Origin of the sequence: Sinosporangium siamense (assembly GCF_016863435.1) — a bacterium.
In the GTDB taxonomy this organism is placed as follows: Bacteria; Actinomycetota; Actinomycetes; order Streptosporangiales; family Streptosporangiaceae; genus Sinosporangium; species Sinosporangium siamense.
Genome location: NZ_BOOW01000018.1, coordinates 221,231 through 236,642 on the forward strand (window position 1 = coordinate 221,231; position 15,412 = coordinate 236,642).

The 15,412-nt window shown below is 70.9% G+C and carries 12 protein-coding genes; 4 read left to right on the forward strand and 8 right to left on the reverse strand.

Going from position 1 to position 15,412, the window contains the following annotated elements:
- Window positions 1–388 precede the first annotated feature (388 nt).
- On the forward strand, window positions 389–4,387 hold the full coding sequence (locus tag Ssi02_RS14290) for an AAA family ATPase (RefSeq protein ID WP_204025689.1): 3,999 nt from the start codon (window positions 389–391) through the stop codon (window positions 4,385–4,387).
- Here Ssi02_RS14290 and Ssi02_RS14295 read toward each other — a convergent pair.
- Window positions 4,359–5,303: a zinc-binding dehydrogenase gene (locus Ssi02_RS14295; RefSeq protein ID WP_204025691.1), complete on the reverse strand. Its 945-nt coding sequence runs from the start codon at window positions 5,301–5,303 to the stop codon at window positions 4,359–4,361. The two genes, Ssi02_RS14290 and Ssi02_RS14295, sit on opposite strands and share 29 nt — an antisense overlap.
- A gap of 153 nt (window positions 5,304–5,456) precedes the next feature.
- Between Ssi02_RS14295 and Ssi02_RS14300 the strand changes: the two genes are divergently transcribed.
- Both Ssi02_RS14300 and ftsY read left to right on the forward strand, forming a co-directional pair.
- Window positions 5,457–6,044, forward strand: a complete 588-nt coding sequence (locus tag Ssi02_RS14300) for a TetR/AcrR family transcriptional regulator (RefSeq protein ID WP_204025693.1) — start codon at window positions 5,457–5,459, stop codon at window positions 6,042–6,044.
- Window positions 6,045–6,194: 150 nt separating this feature from the next.
- The gene (ftsY, locus tag Ssi02_RS14305; RefSeq protein WP_204025695.1) at window positions 6,195–7,376 is read left to right on the forward strand and encodes a signal recognition particle-docking protein FtsY; all 1,182 of its coding nucleotides are present in this window, start codon (window positions 6,195–6,197) and stop codon (window positions 7,374–7,376) included.
- A 52-nt stretch (window positions 7,377–7,428) separates the two neighbouring features.
- Here ftsY and Ssi02_RS14310 read toward each other — a convergent pair whose 3' ends face one another.
- From Ssi02_RS14310 to Ssi02_RS14320, 3 genes are read right to left on the reverse strand one after another with little or no spacing between them, the layout of a single operon-like run.
- Window positions 7,429–8,253 (reverse strand): ABC transporter ATP-binding protein, encoded by an 825-nt coding sequence (locus Ssi02_RS14310; protein WP_204025697.1) that lies wholly within the window; start codon window positions 8,251–8,253, stop codon window positions 7,429–7,431.
- Window positions 8,254–8,280: 27 nt separating this feature from the next.
- Entirely contained in the window at window positions 8,281–9,360 is a 1,080-nt protein-coding gene (locus Ssi02_RS14315) for a FecCD family ABC transporter permease (protein ID WP_239128903.1), read from the reverse strand.
- The gene (locus tag Ssi02_RS14320) at window positions 9,357–10,409 is read right to left on the reverse strand and encodes a FecCD family ABC transporter permease (protein ID WP_204025699.1); all 1,053 of its coding nucleotides are present in this window, start codon (window positions 10,407–10,409) and stop codon (window positions 9,357–9,359) included. Before Ssi02_RS14320 ends, Ssi02_RS14315 begins: the two co-directional genes overlap by 4 nt.
- Before the next feature lie 132 nt (window positions 10,410–10,541).
- Between Ssi02_RS14320 and Ssi02_RS14325 the strand changes: the two genes are divergently transcribed.
- The gene (locus Ssi02_RS14325) at window positions 10,542–11,555 is read left to right on the forward strand and encodes an ABC transporter substrate-binding protein (protein WP_204025701.1); all 1,014 of its coding nucleotides are present in this window, start codon (window positions 10,542–10,544) and stop codon (window positions 11,553–11,555) included.
- Between the two features lie 26 nt (window positions 11,556–11,581).
- Here Ssi02_RS14325 and Ssi02_RS14330 read toward each other — a convergent pair whose 3' ends face one another.
- From Ssi02_RS14330 to Ssi02_RS14345, 4 genes are read right to left on the reverse strand one after another with little or no spacing between them, the layout of a single operon-like run.
- The gene (locus Ssi02_RS14330) at window positions 11,582–12,574 is read right to left on the reverse strand and encodes an ABC transporter ATP-binding protein (RefSeq protein WP_204025703.1); all 993 of its coding nucleotides are present in this window, start codon (window positions 12,572–12,574) and stop codon (window positions 11,582–11,584) included.
- Window positions 12,571–13,572 (reverse strand): ABC transporter ATP-binding protein, encoded by a 1,002-nt coding sequence (locus tag Ssi02_RS14335; RefSeq protein ID WP_204025705.1) that lies wholly within the window; start codon window positions 13,570–13,572, stop codon window positions 12,571–12,573. Before Ssi02_RS14335 ends, Ssi02_RS14330 begins: the two co-directional genes overlap by 4 nt.
- A gap of 20 nt (window positions 13,573–13,592) precedes the next feature.
- Entirely contained in the window at window positions 13,593–14,447 is an 855-nt protein-coding gene (locus tag Ssi02_RS14340; protein ID WP_204025707.1) for an ABC transporter permease, read from the reverse strand.
- A complete protein-coding gene (locus Ssi02_RS14345; RefSeq protein WP_204025709.1) occupies window positions 14,444–15,400 on the reverse strand; it encodes an ABC transporter permease in 957 nt (318 codons plus the stop codon). Before Ssi02_RS14345 ends, Ssi02_RS14340 begins: the two co-directional genes overlap by 4 nt.
- Window positions 15,401–15,412: the final 12 nt, after the last annotated feature.

Here is a 15,412-nt window from a genome sequence, read left to right on the forward strand (position 1 = left end):
CTGGATATCGCTATAGCCACGTGCCACATGTTCGCGGGAGTGACGTCACCAGCCTGCCCCGGCGTCTTTCCCGCCGTATATTGCCGCGGCCGAAGGCGTGGACAGCCTCTGCGGCCCCTTCCCCGCGCTGCCCTTCCTTGCGCTCGCGTGTACCGGCAAGCAGGGCCACTCGACCGCAAGTGTCACCTGGCGCACCGCTTCGGAGGCCGCCATGGTCGTGTGTGGATTGCGCCACTTGGGGGTGGGCGGGTGTGTGGGTTGTGGCGGGTCGGGCTGTTGGGGATGGAGTGACGCGACTCTCTCACCACCGCTTTTGTGCCTGGCGTGGCTGCCATGAGCAGTAGTCTGCTGCGGACGGTGGTTGGCCAGGGGAGGGGGCGCGCGGCCGGTGTATCTGAAGAATCTCACGCTGCGCGGTTTCAAGTCCTTCGCCTCGGCCACCGCTTTGCGCTTTGAGCCGGGGATCACTTGTGTGGTGGGGCCCAACGGGTCCGGCAAGTCCAATGTGGTCGACGCGCTTGCCTGGGTTATGGGTGAGCACAGCGCCAAATCGTTGCGTGGCGGCAAGATGGAGGACGTCATCTTCGCCGGCACGTCCTCGCGTCCGCCCCTCGGCCGTGCCGAGGTCACGCTGACGATCGACAACACCGACGGTGCACTCCCGATCGACTACACCGAGGTCACGATCAGCCGCCTGATGTTCCGGTCGGGGCAGAGCGAATACGCGATCAACGGTGACACCTGCCGTCTGCTGGACATCCAGGAGTTGTTGTCCGACTCCGGCATCGGGCGCGAGATGCACGTGATCGTCGGTCAAGGGCAGCTCGACGCGGTGTTGCACGCCGGGCCGGAGGATCGGCGGGCGTTCATCGAAGAGGCCGCGGGTGTGCTGAAGCATCGCAAGCGCAAGGAGAAGGCGCTCCGCAAGCTTGACGCCATGCAGGCCAACCTCACCCGGGTGCAGGATCTCGCGACCGAGTTGCGGCGCCAGCTCAAGCCGCTCGGCAGACAGGCGGAGATCGCACGCAAGGCCGCGGTGATTCAGGCCGATCTTCGCGACGCCCGGTTGAGGCTGCTGGCCGATGATGTGATCACCTTGCGTGAGACGCTCAACCGGGAGGCCGCCGACGAGGCGGCGATCGCGGCGCGGCGGGGCCAGGTGGAGGCCGATCTGGCGGCGGGACAGGCACGCGAGGCCGAGCTTGAGATCGCGGCCAACGAGGCGCAGCCCCGGCTGGCCGCCGCGCAGGAGACGTTCTTCCGGTTGTCGTCGTTGCGCGATCGGCTCAAGGGGTTGCTGGGGCTGGCGGTGGAGCGCCGCCGGCACGCTCTCGACGACGCGGCGGTGGAGCGGCGGGGCCGTGACCCCGAGGAGCTTGAGCGTGAGGCCGCCGAGATCCGCGAGCAGGAGTTGATGCTTGAGGCGGAGCTTGAGCACACAGGTGACGCGCTGGAGGCCGCGACGGGCCGCCGGGCCGGGGCCGAGGCCGAGCTGGCGGAGGAGGAGCGGCGGCTGTCGGCTCTGGCGCGGGCCGCGGCGGACCGGCGTGAGGGGCTCGCGAAGCTCCGGGGCCAGGTCGGTGCGGCCCGCAGCCGCGCGGGGGCGGCGGAGGAGGAGATCGGCAGGCTCACGGCGGCGTTGACGGCGGCGGAGGAGCGGGCGGCTGCCGCGCAGGCCGACTACGAGGCCGGTGAGACGGCCGAGCCCGACGCCGATCCGGCGCTCATGGAGGAGCTTGAGACGGCCCAGGGGGGCCTCGACGCAGCCAAGGCCGCGCTGGACGAGGCGCGGGCGGTTGTCGATCGGGCGAAGGAGGCCGTGAAGGCCCCCCGCGCCGAGGTGGCCGCCGCGACCGCCGCGTTGACGGCGGCCCGTGCGGCGGATCAGGCCGCGCAGCGTGCGGTGGCCGCGCTCCAAGCCCGCAAGGAGGCCCTGGAGCTGGGCCTGGCGCAGGGGGCCGACGGCGGCGCGGCGGTGCTCGCGGCGGGTCTCGCCGGTGTGCTGGGGCCGGTGGCGGCCATGGTGTCGGTGCGTCAGGGGGCCGAGACGGCCATCGCGGCGGTCTTGGGCACGGTGGCCGAGGGTGTGGCGATGGGTTCGCTGGCCTCCGCGGTCGACGCCCTTGAGTTCCTCCGGGCCAAGGACGGCGGCCAGGCCACCTTGGTGATCGCGAACCCCTCGGCCCGGAGTGGGGAGCCTGGCGGGGATGAGCACGGGGCACATGCTCACGGAGCTGTGCCGTACGCCCGGGACGGGGAACCCGATGGGGACGGCCGGGCCGCACCGCATGGCGGGGATGAGCGCGGGGGACACGCTCATGGAGCTGTGCCGTACGCCCGGGATGGGGAGCCTGGCGGGGATGAGCACGGGGCACAGGCTCACGGGGCTGTGCCGTACGCCCGGGGCGGGGATGGGCGTGGTGGCCGGGTGCACGGGGTGGTGCCGCAGGCACGTGAGGGTGGGGTGGCCGGGGTTCAATCGCGTGGGCGGGTTGTGACGGTTGTCGGGGGGCGCCGGGGGTCTGTCCCGGTTGACGGTGGGGTGTGGGCGGGGGAGCTGGTCAGCGGGCCCGAGGAGCTGCACGCCGCGCTCGATCGGCTGCTGGGCGACGTCGTGGTGGTCGACGACCTGCAGGCCGCGCGGGAGGTCGTGGAGAGCCGGCCCGAGCTGCGGGCGGTGACCCGCGCGGGTGATCTGCTCTCGGCCCATGTGACGACGGCGGGCGGCGGGGCTTCGGCGCTCGGGGTGCGGGCCGCCTTGGAGGAGGCGGTGGCGGACCTCGCGGAGGCGGTCACGCGGGCCGAGGAGGCCGCGGCGGCTCATGAGGAGGCGTCCGCCGCGCTTGAGGGGGCGCAGGCGGCGGTCGAGGAGAGCGAGGCGGGGGTGGGCGCCGCCCAGGGCGGGGTCAACACCGCGCAGGGTGGAGTGAACGCCGCGCAGGCGGAGCTCGACCGGGTGCGAGCGAGGCAGCGGGAGGCCGATCAGCGGGCCGCCGCGGTGGCTCGCAGGCTGGCGCAGCTGGAGGCCGCGGCGCGGGCGGCGCGTGGTGAGTGTGAGCGTCTGGCGGCCGGTGTGGCGTCGGCGGAGCAGGCCCGGGAGCGTGACTCGCTGGGGCTGGCCGAGCTGGAGGAGCGCCTCGCGGCGGCCGAGACCGCCGACGAGCTGGCGGAGGAGCCCACGACGGACACGCGCGACGAGCTCGATGCCGCGTGCGCGGCTGCGCGTCAGGCGGAGATGGAGTTGCGGCTGGCCGTCCGCACCGCCGAGGAGCGGGTCAGGGGCATCGCCGGGCGTGCCGACGCCCTCGTGCGGGCCGCGCACCAGGAGCGGCGCGACCGTGCCGAGGCCGCTGGGCGCCGGGCACGCCGCAAGGAGCAGGCGCAGGTGGCGCTGGCCGTGGTCACGGGTGTCGAGCGCACGCTGGGCGTGCTGCAGGGCTCCCTCGGGGCCGCGGAGGCGGAGCGCGACGAGGCGGAGCTGGCCCGGGGGCACATCGAGGCGGAGCTCAAGACGGTCCGCGGCGCGGTGCGTGAGTTGTCCGGCGAGCTCGACCGGCTGGTCAACCGCGCTCATGGGAGCGAGGTGGCCCGCACCGAGCAGCGGCTGAGGCTGGAGCAGTTGGAGGTGCGGGCGCTGGAGGAGTTCGGCGTGGAGGCCGAGGCGCTCGTGGCCGAATATGGTCCGGCGGTGCCCGTGCCGGTCGCCGACGGCGGCGACCCCGTGCCCTATTCACGGCCCGAGCAGGAGAAGCGCGCGAAGGCGGCCGAGCGGCAGATGACCCAGCTCGGCAAGGTCAATCCGCTGGCGCTTGAGGAGTTCGCCGCGCTTGAGGAGCGGCACGGCTTCCTCAGCTCGCAGCTTGAGGATCTCAAGAAGAGCCGCCGCGACCTGCTGACCGTGGTCAAGGAGGTCGACGAGCGGGTCGAGACGATGTTCGCCTCGGCCTATGAGGATGTGGCGAGGGAGTTCGAGCAGATCTTCACCCGGGTGTTCCCCGGAGGTGAGGGGCGGCTCACGCTGACCGCGCCCGACGACATGCTGACCACGGGTGTGGAGGTCGAGGCGCGCCCGCCGGGCAAGAAGGTCAAGCGGCTCTCGCTGCTGTCCGGCGGCGAGCGGTCCCTCACCGCCGTGGCGTTCCTGATCTCGATCTTCAAGGCGCGGCCGTCACCGTTCTACGTCATGGACGAGGTCGAGGCCGCGCTCGACGACACCAACACCCAGCGGCTGCTCACGCTCTTCGAGGAGCTGCGGCAGAGCTCGCAGTTGATCGTCATCACGCACAACAAGCGCACGATGGAGATCGCCGACGCTCTCTACGGCGTCTCCATGCGCGGCGACGGCGTCACCCAGGTCGTCAGCCAGCGCCTGCGTGAGACGGGCTGAGGTCTTTCACGTCGAGTACGGCTTTGCCGGCGATACGTCGTTCCGAAAGGGCACGCATCGCGTCGGCGAAGCGGTGCCAGGGGCCGCGCCAGTCGATCTCGGGGGAGAGCCTGCCCTCGGCGAGGAGGCCGAGGAGGGTGCCGAGGTCGGTGGCGGTGGGGGAGTCGTCGCCGAAGGAGCTCAGCGTCTTGGCGGCGCCGGGCGCCCACGTGGCATATGGCGGGAGCACGGCGGGTTCGCCCGAGGCCCAGCCGATGCCCTGGATGTTGCCGCCGGGCGCGAGAAGGTTCCACGCGGCGACGAGATGGGGGCCGCCGAGGTTGTCCAAGACGAGATCGACGGGCGCGCCGACGCCGTCGAGGCCGACGACCACCTGGTGGGCGCCCAGCCTGGCCGGCCCCTCGGCGCGGTCGGCGGACCGCACGGAGGCGATCACGTGCGCGCCGCCGAGGACCGCGAGTTGTACGGCCATGCGGCCGACGCCGCCGGACGCGCCGTTGACCAGGACCCGTTTGCCCAGGATCGGTCCGCCCGCGCGGAGTGCGCGCAGGGCGCTGAGACCGGCGACGGGCAGCGCCGCCGCGTGCGCCGGATCGGCGGCGGGCGGGATCACCCCGAGGTTGGCGGTGTCCACGGCGAGCCGCTCCGCCCAAGCGCCGGCGATCAGGGCCGCGACGCGGGTGCCGGCGGCGGGCCCGCTGCCGTCGGCGGCGACCTGGACCACCACCCCCGAGGCGTCCCCGCCGAGCACGGTCCCGGCCGGGCGGGCGCCGGTCAGCAGGTCACCGTGGTTCAGCGCGACGTGGTGCACCTCGACCAGCGCCTGGTGCGGCTGGGGGCGCGGGGCCGGAATCTCCCCCATGCGCGCCCCGCCGGGAATATCCGGATCCACTACCACGGCACGGACGACGCTCATGTGAACTCCTCCAGGGCAAGCGGACTGTCAGTCCGGTTATGGCTCCCGTAATATACGGACCGACAGTCCGATTGTCCAGACGAGCGGACAGGCGAGTGGGCAGGCGGCACGGAAAGGCGCCGGGGACGGAAAGGCGCCGGGAACGGGGAAACGGTGAGTGAGCAGCGACGCGAGCGTGCCGACGCCGTGCGCAACCGGCGGGCCATCCTGCACGCGGCCGAGACCCTCCTCGCCGCGCACGGGTTCGAGCACGTCTCGCTCGACAAGGTCGCGGCGGCGGCCGGTGTCGGCAAGGGCACGGTCTTCCGCAGGTTCGGCGACCGCAACGGCCTCATACGCGCTCTACTCGAAGAACGGGCGGAGGCGCTGGGCGAGGCCGTCGTCTCGGGGCCCGCGCCTCTCGGCCCGTCCGCGCCCCCCGGTGTGCGGCTCGCCGCGTTCCTCGACGCGCTGGCCGATCTCGCCGCACGCAACGTCGCCATGCTCGCCGCCCACGACCGCGCGTGCGCGGAGGACAGGCTGAACGACCCGACCTACGTGCGCTGGCACCGGCACGTCACCACCCTGATCGGTGAGGCGAGACCCGACCTCGACGCCGAGTTCTACGGTCACAGCCTGCTGGCCCTGTTCGACGCCGCGCTGGTGAAAAGGATCACAGCCGGCGGAGGCGCCGCCTGCCTCTCGGCCTCGGTGTGTGAACTCGCCGACGCCATCCTGAGGTCGCCCCGACGGTCGGTCTAACCGGCAGGCGGGCTCTGCCGTACACCGTGGTTCTCCGACCTGGGATGTCAGGTGTCACCGGGCTTGAGACCCATATTTGTCGGGTCTGAGGCAGGTTCGGTAGGGAACCTTGTGTGGAGCATGGGTGCTCGTCTGGAAAACTGACATCTTGTGACTGACTACCTCGGCATCATCGCCATAGCGGTCGTCGTCGCCCTGTTGGCGGTCGGCGGCCTCTTCCTGCTGTTCCGGCCCAAGGGCAAGGACCTTCCGCCGCCCGCCCCGCCCAAGGAGGCGCCGCAGCCTCCGAAGGACACCGAAGGTGTTCCGCGCGGCGTGAGTGAAGGCGAAGGCGGCGTGACGACGACGCTGCCGCCGCCTTCGGCGCCGGTCGAGCCGGCGGTGAGGATTCCCGAGGTCGAGGTGCCGCCGCCGTCGGCGGGGCGCATGGTGCGGCTGCGGGCGCGCCTGGCGAGGTCGCAGAGCACGCTGGGCCGCGGGTTGCTTGAGCTGCTCTCCCGCGACCGGCTCGACGACGACGTGTGGGACGAGATCGAGGACACCCTGATCACGTCCGACGTGGGGGTAGGCCCCACCCGCGCCATGGTCGACGAGTTGCGCACCAAGGTGAAGGTGCTCGGGTCCCGCACCCCCGAGGAGGTGCGCGGTCTGCTGCGGGAGCAGCTGCTCACGCTGGTCGGCACCGACCTCGACCGCACCCTGCGTGTCCGCTCCCACGGGGAGCGGCCCGCCGTCGTGCTCGTCGTCGGCGTGAACGGCACGGGCAAGACGACCACGACCGGCAAACTCGCGCGTTCCCTGGTGGGAGACGGCAAGAAGGTCCTGCTGGGCGCGGCCGACACGTTCCGGGCCGCCGCCGCCGATCAGCTGCACACGTGGGGTGAGCGTGTCGGCGCCGAGGTCGTGCGCAAGGACGAGGGCGCCGACCCGGCGTCGGTGGCCTTCGACGCGGTCGCCAAGGGCATGGACGACAAGGTGGACGTCGTGATCGTCGACACCGCCGGCCGCCTGCACACCAAGACGGGCCTCATGGACGAGCTCGGCAAGGTCAAGCGCGTCATCGAGAAGCGCGCCACTGTGGACGAGGTGCTGCTGGTCCTCGACGCCACCACCGGCCAGAACGGCTTGCGCCAGGCACAGGTGTTCGCCGAGGTCGTCGACGTCACCGGCATCGCGCTGACCAAGCTCGACGGCACCGCCAAGGGCGGCATCGTGGTCTCCGTGCAGCGCGAACTCGGCGTGCCGGTCAAACTGGTCGGCCTCGGCGAGGGCCCGGACGACCTGGCGCCGTTCGACGCCGAGGTCTTCGTGGACGCGATCCTGGGCGACTGATCTTTCATGCGCCGCCGGGGCTCACGTCCCCGGCGGCGGGGCGCGGGCGCCGTCAGCCGACGGCGACCTCCTTGGGGGTGACGCCCGCCTGCGGGGTGTGGCGGGTGCCGATCGGGACGACCATCGGGGTGCCCGACACCGGGCAGGGGATGACCTTGGCGTCGAGGTCGAAGACGGCCAGGAGGAGCTCCTCGGTGAGCACCTCGTGCGGGGTGCCGGCCGCGACCACGCGGCCGTCGCGCATGGCGACGAGGCGGTCGGCGTAGCGGGCGGCGAGGTTGAGATCGTGGAGCACCATCACGATGGTGCGCCCGGCCTGACCGTGCAGCCGCCGTACAAGCTCCAGCACCTCCACCTGGTGGGCCAGGTCGAGGAAGGTCGTGGGCTCGTCGAGCAGGAGCAGGTCGGTGCCCTGAGCGAGGGCCATGGAGATCCAGGCGCGCTGGCGCTGGCCGCCGGAGAGTTCGTCGAGGGGGCGTTCGGCGAGGTCGAGCAGGCCGGTCATGTCGAGGGCCTCGGCGACGGCGCCCTCGTCGTCGGCGGACCACTGGCGATACCAGCTCTGGTGCGGGTGGCGGCCTCGGGCGACGAGATCGGCCACGGTGAGCCCCTCGGGGGCGGTGGGCGCCTGCGGGAGGATGCCGAGGATCTTGGCGACCTCCTTGGTGGCGATCTGCTCGATGCGCTTGCCGTCGAGCAGGACCTGCCCGCCCATGGGCTTGAGGAGGCGGCCGAGGGCGCGCAGCAGTGTGGATTTGCCGCAGCCGTTGGGGCCGATGATGGTGGTGACGGTGCCTGCCTCGATGCCGAGGTCGAGCCCGTTGACGATCGTGCGGTCACCGTATCCGAGTTTGACGTCGACGGCCTGGAGTCTCATGTGATGTTCCTTCGCTTGAGTACGCACTCAGGTGCGTCGTTCCCGGCGGATACGGATGAGCAGATAAATGAGGTAGGGCGCGCCGAGCACCGCTGTGACGACGCCTACGGGTAGTTCGGTCGGGCTGAACAGTGAGCGGGCGAGAAGATCGGCCGCGACGGTCAGGACGGCGCCGACGAAGGCCGACACGATGAGGGGCGGCTGGGCGGTGCGGACGAGGCGCAGGGCGATCTGCGGCGCGGCGAGCGCGACGAAGGCGACCGGGCCCGCCGAGGCGGTGGCGACGGCGGCGAGGAGGACCGCGATGAGCAGCAGCACGCCTCGCGCCCGGTTCATCCGCATGCCGAGCCCGGTGACGGTGTCGTCCCCGAAGCGCAGTGCGTTGAGCGTGCGGGTGCCGAGCAGCGCGGCGGGCACGAGTACGGCGAGAGCCGACAAGACGGGCCACACGTGCTCCCAGCCTCGCGCGTGAAGGGAACCGCTGATCCACACCATCGCCCGGCTGCTGTCGTTGACGTCGCCCACGGTCAGCAGCCAGTACTTGAGGTTGGTGAACACCGCGGAGATGCCGATGCCCACCAGCACGAGCCGGTGCCCGGACAGTCCGCGCCGCCAGGCCAGGGCGTAGACGACCACCGCGCCGGCGAACCCGCCGAGCAGGGCGATCGCCGGCAGGCCGACGAGGGCGAGGGTTCCGCTGGCTCCGCCGTACGTCGCTCCGGTGAAGACGATGACGGCGACGACGGTGACGCTCGCGCCCTGGGTGACGCCGAGGACGTCGGGGCTCGCGAGCGGGTTGCGGGCGATGGCCTGGGTGATAGCGCCCGACACCGCGAGGGCGGCGCCGACGAGCGCGCCGGTGAGGGCGCGGGGGAGGCGGAGTTCCATGACGACGAAGGAGTGGGCGGTGTCGCCGATCGTGGCGGCGACGACCTCGGCCAGTGTCATGGGGATGTCGCCCATGCGCATATTGAGCGCCATCAGGGTGAGCAGCGCCACTGTGCCCGTGACGGCCATGAGCAGCCCCCGGGGCCGCACGAGCCAGGAGGCGCCGCGGACCCGCAGGGGTCTGTCGGCGGTGATCCGCGGGGTGGTCTTGACGTTCACAGGCGCACCGGCTTCCTTCTGCGCACGAGGGCCACGAAGAACGGCGCGCCGAGGAGGGCGAGCACCACGCCGACCTCCAGCTCGCCCGGCAGGGCCACCACCCTGCCGACCACGTCCGCGACCAGCATCATGATCGCCCCCAGGAGCCCGGAGTACGGCAGAAGCCACCGGTTGTCCGGTCCCGCGAGTGGCCGGATCATGTGCGGGACCATCAGCCCGACAAAGGCGACCGCCCCGGCGGCGGCCACGGCGGCCGCGGTGAGCAGCGTGATCGCGGCGATGCCGACCGCGCGGGTGAGGGCGATGTTCTGGCCGAGGGAGCGGGCGACGTCCTCACCGAGGGAGAGGGTGTTGAGGCCGGGCGCGTTGGCGAAGGCGAGCACGAGTCCTGCGGCCACGAAGGGGAGCACCTGCCACACGACCGCCTCGCCGCGCCCTTCGATCGAGCCCGCCTGCCAGAAGCGGAACACGTTCATGGCCTGCTCGTCGAGGAGGACCAGGGCGGAGGTGAGGGCGTACAGGAACGCGCTGACGGCGGTGCCGGCGAGGGCCAGCGTGACCGGGCTGGACCCGCCTCTGCCGCCCGCCGTGCCGAGGGCGAAGGCGCCGACGCTGGCGAGCAGCGCTCCGGCGAGGCCGAACAGGATGGTGGTGGACATCCCGGTCACGTTGAGCAGCAGGATGCTCGCCACCATGGCGAACGCCGCGCCCTGGGTGACGCCGAGGAGGCCAGGGTCGGCCAGCGGGTTGCGCGTGTGGCCCTGCATGAGGGCGCCGGCCACGCCGAGCGCGATGCCCGCGACGACGCCGAGGGCCGTGCGCGGCACCCGCAGGGAGCGGATGACGATGTCGCTCTCGCTGCCGGTCGGCGCGGTCAGGGCCTGCCATACGCCGGCGGGGCCGACGGGGTTGGCACCGACGGCGATGCTGAGCACCACCGCCGTGACGAGGGCCGCGAGGAGGGCGCCGAGTGTGAGGGTTCTGCGTCGCCGGATGGCGCGGAGCCGCTCTTTCGCCGGGGGATGCGCGACGGCTGCCGCTGTACTCACCCGCGCTCCTTTCGTGGCTCCTGTCCGGATTGCCTTGTGTGTCGTGCTTTGGGGGGCCTACAGGATTATGACACTTAGGTATGGCTAATCTTAATGAGGTTAGCCTTGCCTTTGCTGAAGGGAACTTTGCCGATGAGAGCGCTACGCGCCTTGGCCATGGGCGTGGCGGGAGCCGTACTCGCCTTGGGAGCCGTCGCCTGCGGCTCGAACTCCACGACGGACACCTCTGCGTCGGCCACTCAAAGCGGGGCTCCCGCGGCGAACGGCGCGGCCTATCCGAAGACCGTGAAACACGCCATGGGCGAGACCACGCTCCCAGCCCAGCCGAAGCGAATCGTCGCCCTGGACCAGAGCTTCGTCGACGCCGTGCTCAGCCTGGACGCCGAGCTGGTCGGCTTCACTGAGTATCGCTCGATGAGCGACAAGCTCCCCGACTACCTCGCCCCCGTGCTCGACAACGCCAAGAACGCGATCACCCTCGGCGCGCTGGAGAGCCCCAGCCTCGAAAAGATCATCTCCCTCAAGCCGGACCTGATCGTGTCGGCGAAGGTCCGCCATGAGGCGTTGTACGCGAAGTTGTCGCAGATCGCGCCCACGGTCTTCAGTGAGACCACCGGCGCGGTCTGGAAGGACAACATGTGCCTCGTCGGGCAGGCGCTCGGCAAGGAGCAGCTCGCCGACGACGTGATCAAGAAGTTCGAGACGCGCGCCACCACCATCGGGGAGTCCGTCAAGGCCGCGAACGACGGCAGGCTTCCCACCATCTCCATCACACGCTTCGCCGGCGAACCCACCGCGCGCCTATACGTGGAGAACTCCTACTCGGGCATCGTGCTCAAGGACGTCGGCTTCCCTCGGCCGGAGGGGCAGCCGACCACCACAGAGACCATCAACGTCGACATCAGCGAGGAGCGCATCCTCGACCTCGACGCCGACCACATCTTCGTCTCCACCTATTCGCCGGACGGCAGCGGCAAGGACGCGGCGATGGAGAGGTTCACCGCCAACCCGCTGTGGGGCAAGCTCAAGGGCGCCAAGCACACCGTCAGCGACACCACCTGGATGACCGCCGTCGGCCTCCAGGGGGCGCACTTGATGCTCGACGACATCGCCAAGATCTTCAAGGTGGATCCGGCCAAGTCCTGATCAGTCCAGACGATCAGTGCGGTCCGTCAGTGCACACGGTGGCACGCCACCGTGTGCCCGGCTCCCGAGCCGGGCAGGAGCTCCGGAGCCCGGTCGCGGCAGACATCCATCGCCACCGGGCAGCGCAGATGGAAGTGGCAGCCGGGAGGCGGCGCCAACGGGCTCGGGATGTCGCCCGACAGGGTGATGCGTGTCCTGCTCCGCTGCTCGTCAGGATCGGGGACCGGCGCGGCGGACACCAGCGCCCGCGTATACGGATGAGCGGCCCGCTCGTTCAGGCCCGCCGAGTCGATCGTCTCGACCACGCGCCCGAGGTACATCACCATGACGCGGTCGGCGACGTATTCGACGGCGGCCAGATCGTGGCTGATGAACAGGCACGCGAACCCCAGGTCGCGCTGGAGGTCCTTGATGAGGTTCAAGATCGACGCCTGGATGGACACATCGAGCGCGGAGGTCGGCTCGTCGGCGACGACCAGCGCGGGAGACGCGATCAGCGCACGCGCGATGCTGACGCGCTGCCGCTGTCCGCCGGACAACTCATGCGGGAAACGCGCCGCCGTCATGTGAGGCAGTCCCACCAGGTCGAGGAGTTCCCGCACACGCCGGTCGCGCTCTCCGGGACGCCCTTTGCGATGGATGACCAAAGGTTCGGCGACGATGTCGCTCACCTGCATCCGGGGATTCAGCGAGGTGGCCGGATCCTGGAAGATCATGGTGAATCCGGTGCGGAGCCTCCTGACGCCACCCCGCCGCAACCCGGAGATCTCCACACCGTCGACGACGACGCTGCCCGCGGTGGGCGGGCTCAGCATCACCACGCATCTGCCGACCGTCGACTTGCCGCTGCCGGACTCCCCGACCAGCCCGACGATCTCGCCCTTGCCGATGGAGAAGGTCACGTCGTCCACCGCGCGTACGGTTCCCGCAGCCGTCTTGAAGTGCTTGGTCAGCCCGGTGACCGCGAGGGCGGGTGCGTCGGTCGAGGCGGGCGAGGTTCCGTTCAGGGCGTTCTTCATTTCAGGGCTCCCGTCGCGGCGTGGCCGGTCTGTGCGCCCGGGTGCCAGCACGCGGCGGCCTGGCCGGGAGCCGACTCGGTGAAGGGTGGCTTCGCCGTATGGCATTGCTCGGAGGCGACGACGCACCGCCCGGCGAAGGAGCACGCCGCCGGGGATTCGTGCAGTGTCGGCACCGTGCCGGGGATGCCGGAGAGCCTGCGGCCGGGGTCGCCTCCGCCGCCGCGCCGCGGGATCGCGTCGAGCAGCCGCCTGGTGTATTGGTGGCGGGGGTCGGCGAACAGCGCCCTGACCTCGGCTTCCTCGACCTTGCGCCCGGCATACATGACGATGACCCGGTCGGCGATGTCGGCGACCACACCCAGGTCGTGGGTGACGAGCAGGACGGCCATGCCGGTCTCGTCACGCAACTCCTTGAGCAGCTCCAGGATTCCCGCCTGGATGGTCACGTCCAGCGCGGTGGTCGGCTCGTCGGCGATGAGCAGGCGCGGTTCGCAGGCGACGGCCATCGCGATCATGACGCGCTGCCGCATGCCCCCGGACATCTCATGCGGATAGTTCGCGTAGCGTTGCGCCGGGGCGGGGATGCCGACCCGCTCCAGCAGATTGATCACCTGCTTCTTGGCCTGTGCGGCCGACAGGCCCCGATGTCTGCGCAGGACCTCCGCCACCTGTTTTCCCACGGTGAGCACGGGGTTGAGTGAGCTCATCGGGTCCTGGAAGACACAGGCCACCTGCTTGCCGCGGATGGTGGACAGATGCTTCTCCGAGGCGTGCAGCAACTCGCGGCCGTCGAAGAGGGCTGACCCGGAAAGCCGCGCGCTCGGTCCTTGGAGGCCGAGGAGGGACAGGATGCCGACGCTCTTGCCGCAGCCGGATTCGCCGACCAGAGAGATGATCTCGCCGGGTTCCACGTGGTAGGTGAGCCCGTCGACGGCTAGTACGGGGCCCTTCTTGGTGGGGAAGCTCACGGTGAGGTCGCGGACGTCCAGCAGCTTCACGCCGGTCCTCCTTTGAGCGTTCACCGGGTCACCGACCGGGGGTCCAGCGCGTCGCGCAGGGCGTCCCCGACGAGGTTGAACGCGAGTGTGATCAAGACGATGGCGATGCCGGGAAAGACCGGCATCCACCAGGCGACCTGGAGGAAGGACTGGCCGCTTGAGAGCATCACGCCCAGCGACGGCGCAGGCGGCTGGACGCCCACCCCGAGAAAGGACAACATCGCTTCGCTCATGATGGCGGCCGGTATCGAGACGCTGATCTGGACGAGCAGCGCGCTCGCCGAGTTGGGCAGGATGTGCATGAACAGGATGCGGCTGTCGCGGGCCCCGCTGACGGCGGCCGCCGCGACGTAGTCCATCTCACGCAGACGCAGCGTCTCACCGCGCAGGACCCGCACCATGCCCGGTAGCTGCGAGATGGCGATGGCGATCGCCGCGTTGACCCCGGAGGCCCCGAGGATGGCGGCCAGGCCGACCGCGGTCACCAGGTGGGGGAAGGCGAGGGTCACGTCGACCACCCGGGAGACGACCATGTCGACCCGCCGGTAGTAGCCGGCGAGCAGGCCGAGCACGACACCGAGGGCCGTGGCGGCCAGCACGGCGAACAATCCGATCTGGACGGAGGCCCGCAAGCCGTAGATCGTGCGGGACAGCACATCGCGCCCGAGGTCGTCGGTGCCGAGGAGGTGCTGCCCGCTCGGGGCGAGCAGGGCGGAGTCGAAGCCGGTGGCCTCGGGGTCGTAGGGGGCGATGAGCGGAGCGAGTACGGCCACGCCCACGATGCCGGCCACGACCAGCATCGAGGTCACGGCAGCGCGGTTGCGGATCAGCGAGAAGCGGGCCTGCGGGGTCGCGGCAAGCTCGGGGCTGGTCACGCCGCACCGCCGGTGGTGACGCGCACTCTCGGATCGACGACCGTGTACAGCAGGTCGGTCAAGAGGTTGATGACGATATAGGCGGTAGCTGTGATCAGGACGACCCCTTGGATGAGCGGGTAGTCGCGCGTGGCGACCGCGTCGATCATGAGTTTGCCGAAGCCCGGGATGACGAACACCTGCTCGGTGACGACCGCCCCCGCGATCAGTGCGCCGAGTTGGAGACCCACGATCGTCACCACGACGATGAGGCTGTTGCGCAGGGCGTGCTTGACGACGACCTGGCGCCTGCTCAAGCCCTTGGCCGTCGCCGTACGCACATAGTCGGTGGTGAGCGCCTCCAGCATCGCGGCCCGGGTCTGGCGCATGATCACGGCGGCGAAGGCGGAGCCCAGGACCAGCGACGGCATCACCAGGTGGGCGACATGGGCCACGGGGTCGATGTCGATGGGCACGAACCCGGACGCCGGGAGGATCGGGATCGTGATGGCGAACAGGAGGATCGCCATGAGCCCGAGCCAGAAAGCGGGCACCGAGAGGCCGATCAGCGCGGCGACGCTGACCAGCCATCCGGCGAGCCTGCCCCGGTGCAAGGCCGCGATCACCCCGGCGGTGACGCCGATCGTGATGGCGACCAGCATGGATACCGCGGTCAGCTCCAGGGTGACCGGGATGGCACCGGCGATGACGTCGGTGACCGGCAGGCCTGTGCGCACCGATTCGCCGAGGTTGCCGGTGACGATCTGCTGGAGATACTTCACGAACTGCACGATGACCGGTTGGTCGAGGCCGTACTGCTCCCGCACCGTCTCAAGGGCGGTGGGGTCGCCCTCCTCACCGAGGAGGGCGACCGCGGGGTCACCGGGCAGGGCTCTCACGCCGAGGAAGACCACGGCGATCGCGATGAGCAGGGTGAACAGGGCGTTGCCCACACGGGCGAGGAGGCGGACCACGGTGTTCGCCCG

Coding starts and splice junctions, on each gene's coding strand:
- Ssi02_RS14295 (WP_204025691.1), bottom strand. CDS start 5,303: ATGAGCGTCGTCCGTGCCGTGGTAGTGGATCCGGATATTCCCGGCGGG.
- Ssi02_RS14310 (WP_204025697.1), bottom strand. CDS start 8,253: ATGAGACTCCAGGCCGTCGACGTCAAACTCGGATACGGTGACCGCACG.
- Ssi02_RS14325 (WP_204025701.1), top strand. CDS start 10,542: ATGAGAGCGCTACGCGCCTTGGCCATGGGCGTGGCGGGAGCCGTACTC.
- Ssi02_RS14330 (WP_204025703.1), bottom strand. CDS start 12,574: ATGAAGAACGCCCTGAACGGAACCTCGCCCGCCTCGACCGACGCACCC.